The organism is Falsiroseomonas oleicola, assembly GCF_019029495.1.
Classification (GTDB): Bacteria; Pseudomonadota; Alphaproteobacteria; order Acetobacterales; family Acetobacteraceae; genus Falsiroseomonas; species Falsiroseomonas oleicola.
On record NZ_JAERQM010000001.1, the window covers coordinates 597,504 to 613,174 of the forward strand.

Annotated in this window: 14 protein-coding genes; 9 read left to right on the top strand and 5 right to left on the bottom strand. The window is 70.9% G+C overall.

The annotated features are described in order from the left end of the window. The first annotated feature begins 5 nt into the window (after window positions 1-5). From bcp to JJQ90_RS02910, 4 genes are all read left to right on the top strand, one after another. Window positions 6-473 carry a thioredoxin-dependent thiol peroxidase gene (gene bcp / locus JJQ90_RS02895; RefSeq protein WP_216872934.1) on the top strand — a complete coding sequence of 156 codons (468 nt, stop codon included), beginning with the start codon at window positions 6-8 and terminating at the stop codon, window positions 471-473. A gap of 50 nt (window positions 474-523) precedes the next feature. Then, on the top strand, window positions 524-1,549 hold the full coding sequence (locus JJQ90_RS02900; RefSeq protein ID WP_216872935.1) for a class I SAM-dependent methyltransferase: 1,026 nt from the start codon (window positions 524-526) through the stop codon (window positions 1,547-1,549). Window positions 1,550-1,718: 169 nt separating this feature from the next. Continuing rightward, complete coding sequence (locus tag JJQ90_RS02905) at window positions 1,719-2,621, top strand: FkbM family methyltransferase (protein ID WP_216872936.1); 903 nt, start codon at window positions 1,719-1,721, stop codon at window positions 2,619-2,621. Between the two features lie 17 nt (window positions 2,622-2,638). After that, entirely contained in the window at window positions 2,639-3,850 is a 1,212-nt protein-coding gene (locus JJQ90_RS02910) for an MFS transporter (RefSeq protein WP_216872937.1), read from the top strand. Window positions 3,851-3,914: 64 nt separating this feature from the next. On the opposite strand, the gene JJQ90_RS02915 is transcribed toward JJQ90_RS02910, so the two are convergent. Both JJQ90_RS02915 and JJQ90_RS02920 read right to left on the bottom strand, forming a co-directional pair. Then, entirely contained in the window at window positions 3,915-5,006 is a 1,092-nt protein-coding gene (locus JJQ90_RS02915) for an alpha/beta hydrolase (protein WP_216872938.1), read from the bottom strand. 148 nt (window positions 5,007-5,154) lie between these two features. Beyond that, window positions 5,155-5,568 (bottom strand): cyclophilin-like fold protein, encoded by a 414-nt coding sequence (locus tag JJQ90_RS02920; RefSeq protein WP_216872939.1) that lies wholly within the window; start codon window positions 5,566-5,568, stop codon window positions 5,155-5,157. Window positions 5,569-5,711: 143 nt separating this feature from the next. Here JJQ90_RS02920 and JJQ90_RS02925 point away from each other — a divergent pair, with 143 nt between their 5' ends. The 3 genes from JJQ90_RS02925 to JJQ90_RS02935 all read left to right on the top strand — a co-directional run bounded on the left by JJQ90_RS02925 (window position 5,712) and on the right by JJQ90_RS02935 (window position 7,895). After that, window positions 5,712-6,605, top strand: coding sequence for a LysR family transcriptional regulator (locus JJQ90_RS02925; protein ID WP_216872940.1), 894 nt, complete (start codon window positions 5,712-5,714; stop codon window positions 6,603-6,605). 199 nt (window positions 6,606-6,804) lie between these two features. Next, on the top strand, window positions 6,805-7,254 hold the full coding sequence (locus tag JJQ90_RS02930; protein ID WP_230410313.1) for a hypothetical protein: 450 nt from the start codon (window positions 6,805-6,807) through the stop codon (window positions 7,252-7,254). Window positions 7,255-7,262: 8 nt separating this feature from the next. Continuing rightward, window positions 7,263-7,895 (top strand): aspartate/glutamate racemase family protein, encoded by a 633-nt coding sequence (locus tag JJQ90_RS02935; RefSeq protein WP_216872942.1) that lies wholly within the window; start codon window positions 7,263-7,265, stop codon window positions 7,893-7,895. Here JJQ90_RS02935 and JJQ90_RS02940 read toward each other — a convergent pair. From JJQ90_RS02940 to JJQ90_RS02950, 3 genes are all read right to left on the bottom strand, one after another. After that, on the bottom strand, window positions 7,789-8,961 hold the full coding sequence (locus JJQ90_RS02940; RefSeq protein ID WP_216872943.1) for a M48 family metalloprotease: 1,173 nt from the start codon (window positions 8,959-8,961) through the stop codon (window positions 7,789-7,791). The genes JJQ90_RS02935 and JJQ90_RS02940 overlap by 107 nt on opposite strands. Before the next feature lie 139 nt (window positions 8,962-9,100). Beyond that, window positions 9,101-9,658 (bottom strand): LemA family protein, encoded by a 558-nt coding sequence (locus tag JJQ90_RS02945; RefSeq protein WP_216872944.1) that lies wholly within the window; start codon window positions 9,656-9,658, stop codon window positions 9,101-9,103. A gap of 30 nt (window positions 9,659-9,688) precedes the next feature. Further along, entirely contained in the window at window positions 9,689-10,348 is a 660-nt protein-coding gene (locus tag JJQ90_RS02950) for a DsbA family oxidoreductase (RefSeq protein WP_216872945.1), read from the bottom strand. A 125-nt stretch (window positions 10,349-10,473) separates the two neighbouring features. Between JJQ90_RS02950 and JJQ90_RS02955 the strand changes: the two genes are divergently transcribed. Together JJQ90_RS02955 and JJQ90_RS02960 are read left to right on the top strand one after the other, a co-directional pair. After that, window positions 10,474-14,202, top strand: coding sequence for a beta strand repeat-containing protein (locus JJQ90_RS02955; protein WP_216872946.1), 3,729 nt, complete (start codon window positions 10,474-10,476; stop codon window positions 14,200-14,202). Between the two features lie 149 nt (window positions 14,203-14,351). Further along, window positions 14,352-15,641: an NtaA/DmoA family FMN-dependent monooxygenase gene (locus tag JJQ90_RS02960; protein ID WP_230410314.1), complete on the top strand. Its 1,290-nt coding sequence runs from the start codon at window positions 14,352-14,354 to the stop codon at window positions 15,639-15,641. The last annotated feature ends 30 nt before the right edge of the window (window positions 15,642-15,671 follow it).

The window sequence follows — 15,671 nt, forward strand, 5'->3', positions numbered from 1 at the left end:
CACGCATGTCCGCAGCCACCGAGGGCGCGCCCGCGCCGGATTTCGCCATGCCCGCATCCGGCGACCGCCAGGTCAGCCTGGCGGAGCTGAAGGGCAAGCCCTTCCTGCTGTACTTCTACCCGAAGGCCGACACCCCCGGCTGCACCAAGCAGGCCTGCGGGGTGCAGGAGGCGCTGCCCCAGCTCGGCAAGCTCGGCCTGACCGTGATTGGCGTCTCCCCGGACGCGATGAAGCCGATCGAGAAATTCGCCCAGAAGTTCAACCTGACCTTCCCGCTGGCCTCGGATGCCGACCACAAGGTGGCGGAGGCCTATGGGGTCTGGGTCGAGAAGTCGATGTATGGCAAGACCTACATGGGCATGGAGCGCAGCAGCTTCCTGGTCGACGCCGAGGGCCGCATCGCCAAGGTGTGGCGCAAGGTGAAGCCGGAGGCGCATGCCGCCCAGGTTCTGGAAGCCGCGAAGGGATTGTGATGCAGCAGCAGGTCGGACAGGGGCAGGTTTCCGGGACGCCGGAAAAGCCGTTGAGCGCCGAGGCGGTGACCTGGGCCTTCCGCCTGCTGATCGGCCGCGACCCCTTCTCGCCGGAGGAGGTGGAGGCGCATCGTGGCCTGCGGGACATGGCAACCCTGCGCCGCGCCTTTTCCAATACCTGGGAGTTCTACGAGTTCTTCGACGCCGGCGTGGATGGCGTGCCGAGCTACGGCATGCCCAACTTCCTGCTGCGCCCCCCCGCCGACCCCGCCTTCCCGTTTCGCTTCGCCCCGCCGAGCCTGGAAGAGCCGGTCGGCCAGATGTGCACCGCCGCGCAATTCGACGATCCGTCCTTCACCGAGATCGCGGAAGCGATGGGCATGCAGCCCACCCGCAGCCGGCGTAGCTGGGAACAGACCTGGATCGTGTCCCTGCTCGCCACGCATGGCATGATCGCGCCGGGCAAGCTCGGCCTCGGCCTCGGCGTCGGGCGGGAACGCATCCCGTCGCTGCTCGCCTCCCGCGGGGTGAAGGTGCTGGCGACGGACAAGGGCGATCAGCCCGAAGACGCTGCCCTGCCACCCGGCGCCCAGCACATGGCGCTGTTCCACCCCGATATCCTGCACCTGACGGATTTCGAGGAGATGGTGGGCTATCGGCACGTCGACATGAACCACCTGCCCGCCGATCTCGACGGGCAGTTCGACTTCTGCTGGTCGGCCTCCGCGCTCGATCGCATCGGCTCCCTCGCCGCCGCCACGACCTTCCTGGAGGAGAGTCTTCGCCTGCTGCGCCCCGGCGGGCTGTCCGTGCACACCTTCAGCTTCAACATCCGCTCCGACACCGCCACGGTGGACCACCCCACCCTGGCCGCCCTGCGCCGGCGGGACCTGGAGGCCCTGGCCGCCCAGATCCAGGCACAGGGGCATGAGATGCTGCCGGTGAACCTGCATCCCGGCCTCGATCCGCTGGATGCCGAGGTCTCGGTGCGCCCGGATGGGCCGCCTCGGCCGAAATACCGTCATGGCGCGCTGATCCTGACCTCCTTCGGCCTTGCCCTGCGCAAAGCGGGGTGATCGGCCATTCCCGCTGCGTCTCCGAACCTTCTTTTTTTTGAGCGCTTCGGCTACAGGGGCCGGGTGCCGGGCGGAGATGCCATCCCCCGCCTTGTCCTCGCCCGCGGGGCCGCATGCCCGTCCGGGCAGCGGCCGCCTGCGCCGCGCCCGATCGGAGACCGCTTGCCGGATGCTGCGTGACCTGATGTCGTTGCCCAGCCGGCTGCTGCGCCTGCAGCAGCGGATGGAACATATTGTTGCCTATTTCGCGGCCCGCACACATCCGCTGCACTACACGCCCACCGCCTATCTGGGCGATCACACGGCGCTGACGGTCCTCCAGGGCCGGCTCAAGATGTTCGTCGACACCCGCGGCAACGACCTGGCGCCCCATCTGCTGATCGACGGCACCTGGGAGACCAACTACACGACTCTGTTCGAGAAGCTGATCCGCCCCGGCGATACGGTGCTCGATCTCGGCGCGCATCTCGGCGTCTATACGCTGCTGGGTGCCCTGGCGACGGGGCCGACCGGGCGGGTCGAGGCCTTCGAGCCCAATCCGCGCTTCGCCGCCCTGCTCGCGCGGTCGCTGGCGGTGAACGGGCTGTCGGGCCATGCCCGGGTGAACAACATGGCGGTCGGCGCCGGGGAAGGCGTGGCGGAGCTGGTGTTTTCCTGGGCCTGGGGCGGCGGCGGCCATATCACCGTCACGCCGGGGCATGTGCCGGAGGGCGGCCAGACCGTGGCCTGCCGGGTGGTGGCGCCGGACGAATTCTTCCCCGACCCCGACTTCCGCGTCGATGTGGTGAAGATGGATGTGGAGGGTACGGAGGCCCGCGCCATCTCCGGCATGCGCAAGCTGCTCGCCCGCTCCCCCAATGCCAAGGTGATGTTCGAATTCGCGCCGGGCATGCTGGCGGCGCAGGGCAGCAGCGCGAGCGAACTGGTTCAGCTTTTCAGCCAGTTGGGCTTTCGTTTCTGGAATATCGGAAACCGTTCCGAGTTGGAGGCGGTGGAACCCGCCACACTCGGCGCCATGACCGACGGTGTGCGCAACATCCTGGCGGCGCGGGAGCTTCCCGCCCTGGCCTGACCACCGAGGAGGCCCCCATGACCGCCCGCCCCGCCACCACCGCCGCCGTGCTCATCACCTGCGGCGTCTTGTGTGCGGCGCTGGCCATGGGGCTGCGCAATTCCTTCGGCCTGTTCCTGGCGCCGATGACGGAGGCCAATGTCTGGACCGCCTCCGGCTTCTCCTTCGCCATCGCGCTTCAGGTGCTGCTGAACGGCGTCAGCCAGCCGATCTGCGGCCAGTTGGCGGACCGCTATGGCGGGCGGGCGGTGGTGATGGGCGGGGCGGTGCTCTACGCCATCGGCATCCTGGGCATGCTGATGGCCTCGGCGCTCGGGGTCTTCACCTTCTTCGCGGGCGTGGTGATGGGGGTGGCGGTTTCCGCCGCCGGCATGCCGGTGATCATCGCCACGCTCACCCGGCTGCTGCCGGAATCGCATCGCGGCCGGGCGGTGGGGCTCGGCACCGCCGGTTCCTCCTTCGGCCAGTTCCTGGTGGTGCCGCTGGCCGGCATCGGGCTGGGCACGCTGGGCTGGGAGGTGACGCTGGCGCTGATGGCCGCCACCGCCCTGATGATGATCCCCCTCGCCTTGCCCCTGGCCGAGCCGCCGCGGCCGAAGGTGGCGCCCAAGGATGAGGAAACGGCGCGCCAGGCGCTGTCCCGCGCGCTGCGCACGCCGAGCTTCTGGTACCTGTTCTTCGGCTTCTTCGTCTGCGGCCTGCACATCTCCTTCCTGACCACCCACCTGCCCGGCTTCGTGCATTACTGCGGCCTGCCGGTGGCGGTGGGCGCCGGCGCCATCGGGCTGATCGGGTTGTTCAACATCGGGGGATCGCTGGCGGCCGGGGAGCTGACGCAGCGCTGGAAGCGGCGGGAACTGCTGGTCATCATCTATGCCGCACGGGGCGTGCTGATCACCGGCTTCATGCTGGTGCCGAAGACGACGACGACGGTGATGATCTTCTCCGCCCTGATGGGGCTGCTGTACCTGTCCACCGTGCCGCCGACCGTGGCGCTGGTGGCGCGGAATTTCGGCACGCGCTGGCTGGCGACCATTTTTGGGCTGGTCTTCCTGGGGCACCAGCTCGGCGGCTTCACGGGCGCCTTCATGGGCGGCGTGGTGCTGGATATGACCGGGTCCTACGACATGATGTGGTGGATCGGCGTGGGGGCCTCGGCCTTCGCGGCGCTGGTGCATCTGCCGGTGAAGGACCCGCCGTTGCCGAAGCCGGCGGGGGCGACGGCTTAGAGTCCCTCGCGGGGCGGCGGCTCGGAGGCGGCCCTTCCGAGCAATGCCACCCGCAGGCGGGGCTTCAGGCCATATGCTGCCGGAAGAACGACGCCAGCTTTTCGAACGGGATGAGATCCACCCTGTCGTACAGGTCCACATGTCCTGCACCCGGCACGTAGTGAAGCTCCTTCGGCTCCGCTGCGCGCCTGTAGGCGTCTTCGCTGAACTCTCGCGAGTGCGCCTGGTCCCCCGTGATGAACAGCATCGGACGCGGCGAGATCGTCTCGATGTCGTTGAACGGATAGAAGTTCATGAACCCGACGTTGCTGGTCAGCGTGGGATGCGTCGTGCGCAGCGGCGACCCGCCCGCGGGCGTGAACTCACCCCGCGGTGTGCGGTAGAAGTCGTAGAACTCGCGCTGGACCGGGTGGGTGTCCGCCGCCAGCGCATGCACCGTCCCGCCGGTATAATGCGTCTCGCCACCGGCGAATTCCGCATAGCGCTGCTGGGCGGCCACCGCGATGATCTGCTTGCGCTGCTCCACCGTCTGCGACTTGTTGAGCGCATCGCGGGTGGCAGCACCCATGTCGTACATGCTGACGGTCGCGATGGCGCGCATGCGGGGGTCGATCTTGGCGGCGCTGACGACGAAGCTGCCACTGCCGCAGACCCCGATCGCGCCGATCCGGTTCCGGTCGATGAAGGGCCGGGTGCCGAGAAAGTCCACCGCGGCGCTGAAGGCCTCGGCATAGGCATCGGGCGCCACCAGATTGCGGGGTTGGCCCTCGCTCTCGCCCCAGAAAGGGAGGTCGATGGACATCGCCACAAAACCCTGCTCCGCCATCTTGGTGGCGTAGAGATTGGCGCTCTGCTCCTTCACCGCGCCCATCGGATGCCCCACCACGATCGCCGGAGTCGCCGCGTTTCGGTCGAGGCCGTTGGGCGTGAAGAGGTTGCCTGCGACGTTCATCTGGTACTGGTTCTTGAAGACGACTTTCTGCGTGGTCACCCGGTCGCTGGTGTAGAAGTTGTTGGCGCCGTTCGACATGTCCTGGGCCTTTGCGGAGGGGAGGTTGAGCATCGACAGGGCGGCGGTCAGGTGCAGCAGGCCGCGGCGGCTGAGATCGCCAGCCGGGTTGCGGGCCTGCTCCGGACCTTCGAGGGTGTCATTCATCGGCGTATCTCCTTGCGGTGCATGGGGTTTGAATCCATCAGCGCGCCTGCGCGCAGCTTCATGGCGGGGACCGCACCAGACATCGGGGCGTCGGATGCGATGCCGTGGGCACGGTCATCACGCGCCAGGCCCGGCGCAGCCATGGCCGTCACCGGCCGCGCTCGACACGGATGGTGACGGCGCCCGGTCGGTCGAAGATCGAGACATCGCCGGTGACGCGGCCGAGCACGATGATGCCGGGTGATGGAACGCGGCCGCTTCGGGTGTAGACTACGAAGTCGCTCGCGCCCCACAAACCCAGGGTTCCGGCCGCGAAGTCCACCTGCCGTTCTGCCGAGGGCAGGGCCTCGGGCAGCCGGCCGGTCTTCTCCTGCCGAAGGTGGTCGCGCATCGGGATCGACAGCGGCAGCATCTGAACGAGCCGGCGCGTCGCGGCGTTGTCGGCAAGCTCGGCGACGACCTCGCCCCACTCGGACGATATCCGGATGCGCTCCTGGGCCGTGGCGGGTCCCGCCGAGAGGGAGGCGGTCAGGACCGCCGCCCCGATGATGGATTTCAGCATGTGGTCTTCTCCAGGATGGAGCCGCGTCGTGGCGGCGGCCGGCCACGGCCCGATGCCTGTTGCAGGTGGCGGAACAGATGACAGGTGCGGTCCGGCGCGATTAGCCGGTAGAATCCGCATGGACCTTGAAGCAGGACTTCATAATGCCGCAGGCCGACCTGAATGACCTCCAGGCCTTCCGCGCCGTGGCCCAGGAGCGGAGTTTTACGCGCGCCGCGGCGCAGCTCGGCGTTTCACCCTCGGCGCTGAGCCAAACGCTCCGCGGGCTGGAGGCGCGGCTTGGGCTCCGACTGCTGAACCGCACGACACGCAGCGTCGCCCCCACCGAGGCCGGTGAGCGCCTGCTGAGAGCGCTGGGCCCGGCCTTCGACGGGATCGAGGCGGCACTCGCCGCGCTCGGCGACCTGCGGGAGAAGCCGTCCGGCACCATCCGCATCACCGCGGGGGAGCACGCGACCGAGACGGTGCTGTGGCCGGCGCTTGAGCGGCTGCTCCCAGCCTATCCGGACATCACGGTCGAGGTGCATGTGGACAATACGCTCGCCGATCTCGCGGCCGGGCGCTTCGACGCCGGCATCCGCATCGGGGAACTGGTGGGCAAGGACATGGTCGCGGTGCGCATCGGGCCGGAGCTGCGCATGGCGGTGGTCGGTGCGCCTGCCTATTTCGAGCGGAGGCCGCCACCGAAGACGCCACAGGATCTGATCGGCCACGCCTGCATCAACATCCGCCTGCCGACGCATGGCGGCGTTTACGCCTGGGAGTTTGAAAAGGACGGGCGCGAACTCCGCGTGCGCGCCGAAGGACCGCTGGTGTTCAACGTGGCACCCCCGCTGCTGAGGGCGGCCCTCGCGGGGCTGGGTCTGGCCTACGTGTTCGAGGACCAGGCGCGCGCGCACCTCGCAAAGGGTCGACTGGTGCGCGTGCTTGCCGATTGGTGCCCGCCCTTTGCGGGCTACCATCTCTACTATCCGAGCCGACGTCAGCCCACGCCGGCTTTCGCCCTGCTGGCGAAGGCGCTGCGTTTCAGGGAGTGAGGCGGACGAACCGCATCGCCGCCTGAAAGAGTTGTGTCGCCTGAAGGTCCACCCCGGATCATATCGAAACGTTCCTGGCCTGCTCTGAAACAGCCCCCTCCCCACCCCCGAGCAACACCGCGCCACCCCCACCCCCACACCGATAGCCGCACCCCCCTCCCCCGCGCTATGCTGCCACCAACTGATGAAGGAGCGCGGCATGCGACAGTGGGTCCTGGTGGCGGCGGCGGCGATGGTCCTGGGCGGAAGCGCCGGGGCGCAGCAGCAGGGCGATCCGCCGCATGCCTGGGTGTTCGGGTCCTGGACCGGCGGCATCTACCCGCCCGGCGCGACCAGCGGGCCGAGTTGCACCGGCCAGCCCGCGGTGATCTTCACCAAGGATGTGGTGCTGCGCGCCTCCGTCTTCGACGTCGCCTATCGCCAGCGGATCATCGAGACGGTCCAGGCCAGCCCGGATGTGCTGGAATTCCGCTTCGTCCCGGCGCAGGGGCCGACCGGGCCGCTCGCCTCCCGCCTGCCGGCCGATCTCGGCTTCGGTTGCGCCACGGGGCCGAACACGCTGCGGGTGGAGCGGCGCGGGCCGAATGAGATCGCCTTCCCGAACTGCACCGAATTCCCCTCCCCGCTCCAGCGCTGCGTCGGGAACTGAACGCCGCCATGCGCATCGCGCTGATCCATGCCCTGCGGCACTCGCCGCCGCCGATCGAGGCCGCCTTCGCCGAATTCTGGCCCGAGGCGCGGCTGATGAACCTGCTGGATGACAGCCTCTCGGCCGATCTGGCGCGGGATGGCGCGCTGACGCCGGCGATGACGGAGCGGTTTCTCACCCTCGGCCGCTATGCGCGCGGCACCGGGGCCGATGGCGTGCTGTTCTCCTGCTCCGCCTTCGGCCCCTGCATCGCGGCGGTGGCCGCGGACCTGGCCCCGATCCCGGTGCTGAAGCCGAATGAGGCGGCAATCGAGGAGGCGGTAGCGATGGGCCGGCGCATCGGCCTGCTGGCCACCTTCCCCGGCACGCTTGCCTCCATGCCGCCGGAATTCCCGCCGGGCGTGGAGGTGGTGCCCTGCCTGGCGGAAGGCGCGCTGGCCGCGCTCGATGCCGGCGATGCGGAGGCGCATGACCGGCTGGCGGCGGAGGCGGCCCGGAAGCTCGCGGGCTGCAACGTGATCCTGCTCGGCCAGTTCAGCCTGGCCCGGGCGGCCCAGGCCGTATCCGCCACCACGGGATTGCCGGTGGTGACGACGCCGGGAAGTGCGGTGCGTCGGCTGCGGGCGCTGCTGGGGGCGTGACCCAGGGCGCCCTGGTGGCGTCCGGGTCTTCCATCGCAACCGCCTGGGGCGGCGCCTCGGGCGGCGGAATCTCGGGCGGCGGTGGGCGCGCGCCGGCATGGCGCACCAGGGCCTCGATCCGCGCCTCGATCGGCGGATGGGTGGCGAACCAGCGCGGGCCGAGGCTGTTGGCGCCGTCATGCAGCAGCAAAGCGCGGACCTGGCCGGGCATGCCCTCCATCGCCTCCCGCCCCCCCGCCAGTTTCTGAAGCGCGCTGGCCATGGCGTCGGGGTCCGCCGTCATCTCCACCGCCCCGGCATCGGCCAGGTATTCCCGGTTGCGCGACAGCGCCATGCGCAGAACCACGGACAGCACCCAGGCCAGCGCCGCCACGGCCAGCGCCAGCAGCACCAGCAGCATGGCGCCGCCCTTGCCCTTGCCGTTGCCGGAGGAGCTGCGCGGCAGGCGGCGCGCCATCCGGAAGCCGCCGCGCCCGACGCCGCGCCACATCACCTCCCCCACCATGGAGATGACGCCGGCGAAGACCGCCGCGACCACGCCGAGCCGCGCATCGCCGTTGCGGATATGGGTCAGCTCATGCGCCACCACGGCGCGCAATTCGCGGGGCGTGAGGGCCTGCATCAGCCCGCGCGTCACCGTCACCGCGCCCTTGTCGCGCGTCAGGCCGCTGGCGAAGGCGTTGCGCGCCTCCGTCTCGATCACCGCGAGGCGCGGCATGCGCATGCCGCGGCTGACGGCCAGCGCCTCCGTCATGTCCCACAGCGCGGGTTCCTGCGCCCGTGTCACGGGGCGGGCGCCGGAGACCATGTCCAGGATCCATTGGTTGGAGAACCAGGCGATGGCGAACCAGATGGCGGAGATCAGCAGCGCGATGGGGAAGGCCGCCGGCAGCAGCCGGAAGGATTGCGCCAGCCCCTGATTGAAATCCTCCGCCTCCGACGCCGACAGCAGCAGGGCGACGGACCAGGTGATCATCGCCAGCAGCACCGGGAAGCCGGCCAGCAGCAGCAGCGTGCGCAGGCCGGTGTTCCAGATATGCGTCCGCAAGCCCAGCGTGGGCAGCATGGCCTCATTCCCCTGGTATCAACCTGCCTATCCGGCGCGTCTGGCGGGGCGACGCCGCGAGCACGGCTCGCCAAGCGGCCGGGGGCCGGACCCGGCGCAGGAATGCCGCAACATCCCCGCGCGGCGATTTCAGACTATTTCAGAACTTCACCTGGGGGGCGTTCTTGGTCGCTGCCCGCTCATTCTCATCCAGCTCGAAGAAGCCGCGCGGGCCGAAGCCCAGCGAGCCGGCGAAGAACACCGCCGGGATGGATTGGATGGAGGCGTTGTATTCCGCGACGCTGTTGTTGAAGAAGCGCCGGGCGGCCGCCAGCAGGTTCTCCACATTGGAAAGCTCGCCCTGAAGCGACAGGAAGTTGGTATTGGCCTTGAGGTCCGGATAGGCCTCCGACAGCGCGAAAAGCCGGCTGAGCGCGGCGCCGAGCTGGCCTTCCGCCGCGCTGGCCTGTTCCGGCCCCTGGGCGCGGACGGCGGTGTTGCGGGCGGCGATCACCGCCTCCAGCGTGCTGCGTTCATGCGCGGCATAGCCCTTCACCGTCTCCACCAGGTTGGGGATCAGGTCGTGGCGCTGCTTGAGCTGCACCTCGATATCCGCCCAGGCCTGGGCGACGGCCTGCCGCAGCGAGACCAGGCGGTTGTAGATGACGACCAGCCACAGCAGCAGCAGGACGACAATCCCGAGCAGCACCCATTCCATGCGCGGCAACCCCCTTGATGGCCTGGCAGGCTACGCCGCCGAGGCGCGTTCCGAAAGGATGGTATCCGCCTGCCGGAAGGCATCGGCCATGCGCTCGGCCGGCATGGCGCCGCTGAACAGCAGATGGCGGTCCATCAGGAAGGAGGGCACGCCGGAAATGCCGCCGCGCCGCGCCGCCATATCCTCCGCCAGCACCTCCGCCCGATGCGCCTCGCCGGCCAGCATCCCGGCCACCGCCGCGGCGTCCATCCCCGCGCCGCCGGCGAGTTTGGCCAGCGTCGCGGCATCGCCGACATCGCGGCCTTCCTGGAAATAACCGCGGAACAGCGCCTCCACCACGGCGTGCTGCAGGCCGCTCGCCTCCGCCATGCGGATCACCCGATGGGCGGCGACGGTATTGGGGGTGCGCAGCATCAGCTCGTGCCGAAAATCCAGCCCGACGGCGCGGCCGGCCTGCGCCACATTGCCGTCCAGCTCCCGCCCCCGGCTTTCCGAGCCGAACTTTTGGGCGCGGTATTCGGCCCGGGCCACGCCCTCCGCCGGCATTTCGGGGTTGAGCTGGAAGGGCCGCCAGCGGATCTCGAAGCGCAGCCCGTCTGCCGCCAGCAGTTCCAGCGCCGCATCCAGGTTGCGCTTGCCGATCCAGCACCAGGGGCAGATGGCGTCGGAAATGATGTCGAGCTTGCGCATGCCGGCCTCCCTGGTTGCGGGCTGACCTCGCACCATGCCCGCCCCATGGTCAAGGCCGCCGGGCTTCACAGGCCGTTAGCCAATGCCCCCGCAAGATAGGCTGGGACAAAAGGCCGAGACTTCCTTTGCAGATCACCGCCACGACCAGCGCGGCCAATGCCCGTCACCTGGCCGGCGTGCTGGCCAACCTGTCCACGACCCAGATCGGGATGCTGGAGCCGGAGGTGATCGGCCGGCTGCCCGGGCTCGCCTTGGCCGGGCTGGCCAGCACCCAGCTGGCAGCCCTGGCGACCACCCAGCTCGCGGCGCTGAAATCGACGCAGGTCGCGGCGCTCGCCACCACCCAGATCGCCGCCCTGGCCAGCACCCAGCTTGGCGCGCTGGGCACTTCGGCTGCCAGCGGAATGGGCGCCACGCAGGTGGCGGCGCTCGGCACAGCGGGGCTGGCGGCGCTCGCCTCCACGCAACTGGCCGCGCTGAAGCCGGCGGCGCTGACCGCCTTGCCCACGGACACCCTGGCGGCACTGGGCACCACGCAGACCTCGGCGCTGACGCGCGGCCAGATGGCGGCGCTGCGGCCGACCCAGATGGCGGCCCTGGCCACGGAGACCATCGCGGCGCTGACCACGACGCAGCTCGCCGGCGTCAGCAATGCCGGCATCGCCGCCCTCGGCACGGCGCAGCTCGCCGCCCTGGCGAGCACGCAGATCGGCGCGCTGAGCCGCAGCCAGGCCACCGCCCTGACCGCCAGCCAGATCACCGCCCTGGCCCCCAGCCAGCTCGTCGCGCTGGATGCCAAGCAGCTCGCCACCTTCTCCGGCGCCGAGGTCGCCGGCCTGTCCAGCACGGCGCTGAGTGCCCTGTCCGGCACCCAGATCGCCGGCTTCACCGCGCGCCAGGTGGCGGCGATGCAGCCGGAGGGGCTGGCGGCGCTGGACCAGTCCCAGCTCGCCGCCATCTCCGCCTCCGCCATGGCGATGCTGAGCCTGGGCCAGGTGCAGGCGCTGGGCACCACCCAGGCGGCGGCGCTGACCACGGCGCAGATGCGCGCGCTCGGCGCCGTGCAGGCGAAGGCCATGACGGCGGAGCAGATGGCCGCGCTGTCCACCACCCAGATCGCCGCGCTGACGCCGCTGGCGCTCGCGGCGGTGGATGGGTCGGATTTCGACGCGCTCTCCACCGCGCAATGGGCTGCCTTCAGCACTGCGCAACTGGCCGCGCTGAAGCCGGCGCAGATCGCCGGCATGGGCACGGCGACGCTGACCGGGCTGGCGCCGGACCGCATGGCCGGCCTGTCCCGCGCCGCCATTGGCGGGCTGACCACCACCCAGCTTGGCGCGCTCGGCAGCAGCCGGATCGCGGCACTGACGACGACGCAGATGGGCGGGCTGACCTCCGCGCAACTGGCCGGGCTCGGCACGGCGGATGTCGCGGCGCTGGGCACCACCCAGATCGCGGCGCTGGCGCGCGGCGCCCTGCCAGGGCTTGGCACCGCCGGGCTGCTGGCGCTGGGCGATACCGGGTTGGCGGCGCTGACCACGGGCCAGGTCAGCGCCCTGACCGCGACGCAGATCGGCGCCCTGCCGACCGCCAGCCTGGCGGCGCTGGGCACGCGCCAGGTCGCGGCGCTCAGCAGCGCGGCGCTGGCCGGGTTGGGTAGCGGCCAGTTGGCGGCGCTCGGAACCAGCCAGATGGCGGCGCTGGGCACGGCGCAGCTCGGCGCGCTGGGCAGCACGCAGCTTGCCGCGCTCGCCGCGACGCAGATCGCCGCCCTGTCGACCACCCAGGTCGCGGGCCTCGCCGGCGCGGCGCTGGGCGGCCTGCAGGGGGAGGCGATGCAGGCCCTCGCGGTGCAGGGTCTGGGCAAGCTGCAATTGATGGGCCTCGGCAGCGCCCAGCTCAGCGCCTTCGCCACCAGCCAGGTGGCGGCGCTGACCAGCACCCAGGTCGCGGCGCTGGACCGCTACCAGGTGCAGGCGCTGCCGGATGGCGCGCCGGCGCTCTGGGGCACGGCGCAGATCGGCGCGCTGACGGCGGCCGGCATCATGGGGCTGGAGGCGGCGGACCTCGCCGTGCTCTCCACCGACCAGGCGGCGGTGCTGAAGCGCGCGCAATTGGCGGCGCTGAGCAGCAGCCAGATCGGCCAACTCGGCGCGACACAGATCGCCGCCCTGGCCACCAGCGCGCTGCAGGGGCTGGTCTCCACCCAGGTGGCGGCGCTGACCAGCACCGCTTTGGCCGGGCTGGCCAGCGGGCAATGGGCGGCGCTGTCGCCCGCCGCGCTGCCGGGGCTGGAGAGCGCGGCGCTGTCCGGTATCGGCAGTGCGAACCTCGCCGCGCTGACCGGGGCGCAGGTGGCGGCCCTCGGCACGGCGCAACTGCTGGCCGCGGCCTCGGACCAGCTCACCAGCCTCGGCACCACCCAGCTCGCCGCCCTGACCGCGACGCAGCTGGGCGCGTTGGACGGCGCGCGCGTCGCGGCGCTGGGGACGGAGGCGCTGGCCGCGCTGTCCACCGCCGGCATCGCCGCGCTCGGCACCGCGACGGCCGGCGCCTGGGGCACGACGCAGGTCGCGGCGCTGGGCACGGCACAGGTGGCGGCCCTGTCCGGCACCGCGCTGGCCGGGCTGTCCAGCACCGCCTTCGACGCGCTCGGCAGCACGCAACTCGTGGCGCTGGGCTCGGCGCAGCTTGGCGCGCTGTCCAGCAGCAGCGTGGCCGCGCTGGCCACCACGCAGCTCGCGGCGCTGAGCGCCTCGGGCCTCGCCGGGCTCGGCGTGGCGGCGCTGGACTCGGCGCAATTCGCGGCGCTGGCGACCAGCCAGGTGGCCGGGCTGGGCTCCGCCCAGATCGCCAGCCTTTCCGCCACCCAGATCGGCTTCCTGGCGACCACGCAACTCGCCGCGCTGACCCCTGCCGCCACCGCCGGGCTGGCCCTGCCGGGGCTGGGCACCACGGGGCTGGCGGTTCTCGGCACGGCACAGATGGCGGCGCTGGGCTCGGCGCAGGTGGCTTCGCTGGATTCCACGCAGCTCGCGGCGCTGGCCAGCACACAGCTCGCCGCGCTTTCCGCCACCGGCATCGCCGGGCTGGATATGGGCCTGGCGGCGGGACGGCTGGGGGAGCTGTCCTCCCGCCAGATCGGCGGGCTGGTCTCCAGCCAGATCGCGGCCCTGGCCGCCACCGACCTCGCGGCGCTGACCAGCACGCAGATCGGCGGCTTGGCGGCGCCCGCCTTGGCCGGGCTGACCACGGTGCAGATCGACCTGCTCGGCACCCGCATGCAGGGGCTGAGCGTGACGCAGATCGGCGGGCTGGGCGCGTCACAGGTCGCCGCTTTGTCCACCACCGTGCTGGCCGGGATGGGCACGGGCCAGGTGGCGGGGCTGTCCTATTCCGGCACATCGGGCCTCGGCACGGCGCAGGTGGCGGCGCTCGGCGCGACGCAGATCGCGGCGCTGCGGCCGCAGCAGTTCCTGGCCCTCGGCACCAGCCAGATCGCCGCCCTGGCGACGACGCAGGTGGCGGCGCTGACCGCGACGCAGCTCGGCGGCATGGGGCCGGCGCAGGTCGGCGCGCTGGACACGGCGCAGATGGCGGCGCTGACCGGGGCCGCGCTGGCGGCGATGGATGCGACTCAGGTCGCCGCGCTATCCACCGCCGATGTCGCGGCGATCGCGCCCGACTCCTTCCTCGGCCTGACCACCACGGCGGTGCAGGCGCTGTCCACAGCCCAGGTGGCGGCGGTGACCACGGCGCAGCTTTCGGCGCTGCGCGCGCGGCAGGAAACCCCCTTCAGCCGCGACCAGCTTTTCAGCATGACGCCGGAGCAGCTTTCCGCGCTGTATGGCTGATCGGCCCCGGGTTGCGCCGCAGGCGCGGCCCGGCCAAGCTGCCACGAAGCGCCAGAACAATCCGACGGCAAACCCCCCGCAGCTCGTGGAGGTTGCATGCTTCGTGACGTCGCCTTTTCGGGCGCCTCCGCACCATGACAGGGCGGCGGATGCACCTGGTCGCCTATCTGAAGACCGGGCCGACCGCGAACCATCCGGGCGCGTGGCGACACCCCGAATCAGACCTGCACGACATCCTCGCGCCCGAACGCTACGAGCATATCGCGCGCGTGCTGGAAGCCGCCTGCTTCGATGCCTGCTTCTTCGCCGACACCTTCGGCCTGCCCGACATCCATGGCGGCAATTTCGACGCCTATCTGCGCAAGGGCGGGCAGATCAGCTACCTCGACCCGATGACGGTCCTGCCGGTGATGGGCCGGGTCACGCGGCATCTCGGCCTCGGTGCCACGCTGTCCACCACCTTCCAGCACCCCTACCACCTGGCCCGCAGCCTGGCCTCGCTCGACATCCTGACCGGCGGGCGCGCGGCCTGGAATGTCGTGACCTCCGCCACCGACCTGGAGGCGCGCAACTTCGGCATGGAGAGCATCCCGCCGAAGGAGCAGCGCTACGACCGCGCGGATGAGGTGCTGGAAGCCTGCGACGCGCTTTGGAACTGCTGGGACCCGGACCCTTTCGTCATGGACCGGGAGAAGGGCGTCTTCATCGACCCCGCCAAGGTGCGCTACGCCGATTTCAAGGGCCGCTGGGTCAGCACCCGTGGCCCGCTGAGCCTGCCGCGCATGCCGCAGGGCCGGCCGGTGCTGCTCCAGGCCGGGGCCTCCGATCGCGGTCGGGATTTCGCCGCGCGCTGGGCGGAGGCGGTGTTCTGCACGCCGCACAGCCAGGCCGATGCGCTGGCCTTCCGCGACGACATCCGGGCGCGGATGGCGAACCACGACCGCGCGCCGGACGGCTGCAAGGTGCTGCCCGGCTGCGCCATGGTGCTGGGCGAGACGATGGCGATCGCGTGGGAGAAGGCCGCCTACCTGCAATCGCTGATCGAGCCGGAGGCGCAGACCATGCTGCATTCCGCGCTGCTCGGCGCCGACCTGTCGCAACACCGGACGGCGGAGGCGGTGGCGGCGGCGCAGGGCCACCAGGGCATCACCGGATCGCAGGACCGCGTGCTGCAACTGATGCAGAAGGAAAAGATCAGCTTCGCCGAGGCCGCCGCGCGACCGCGCAACCTGCTGGTCGGCACCGCGCAGAGCATCGCCGATGAGATGGAGGCCTGGTTCACCGCCGGCGCCTGCGACGGCTTCGTCATCTTCCCCACGGTCTTCCCGCGCATGTTCGAGGATGTCTGCCGCCTGGTGGTGCCCGAACTGCAACGCCGGGGCCTGTTCCGCGGCGCCTATGCCGGGCGCACCCTGCGCGAGAACCTGGCCGCGGCCTGACCCCTTCCCTTCACAGACGAGACCCCTTGC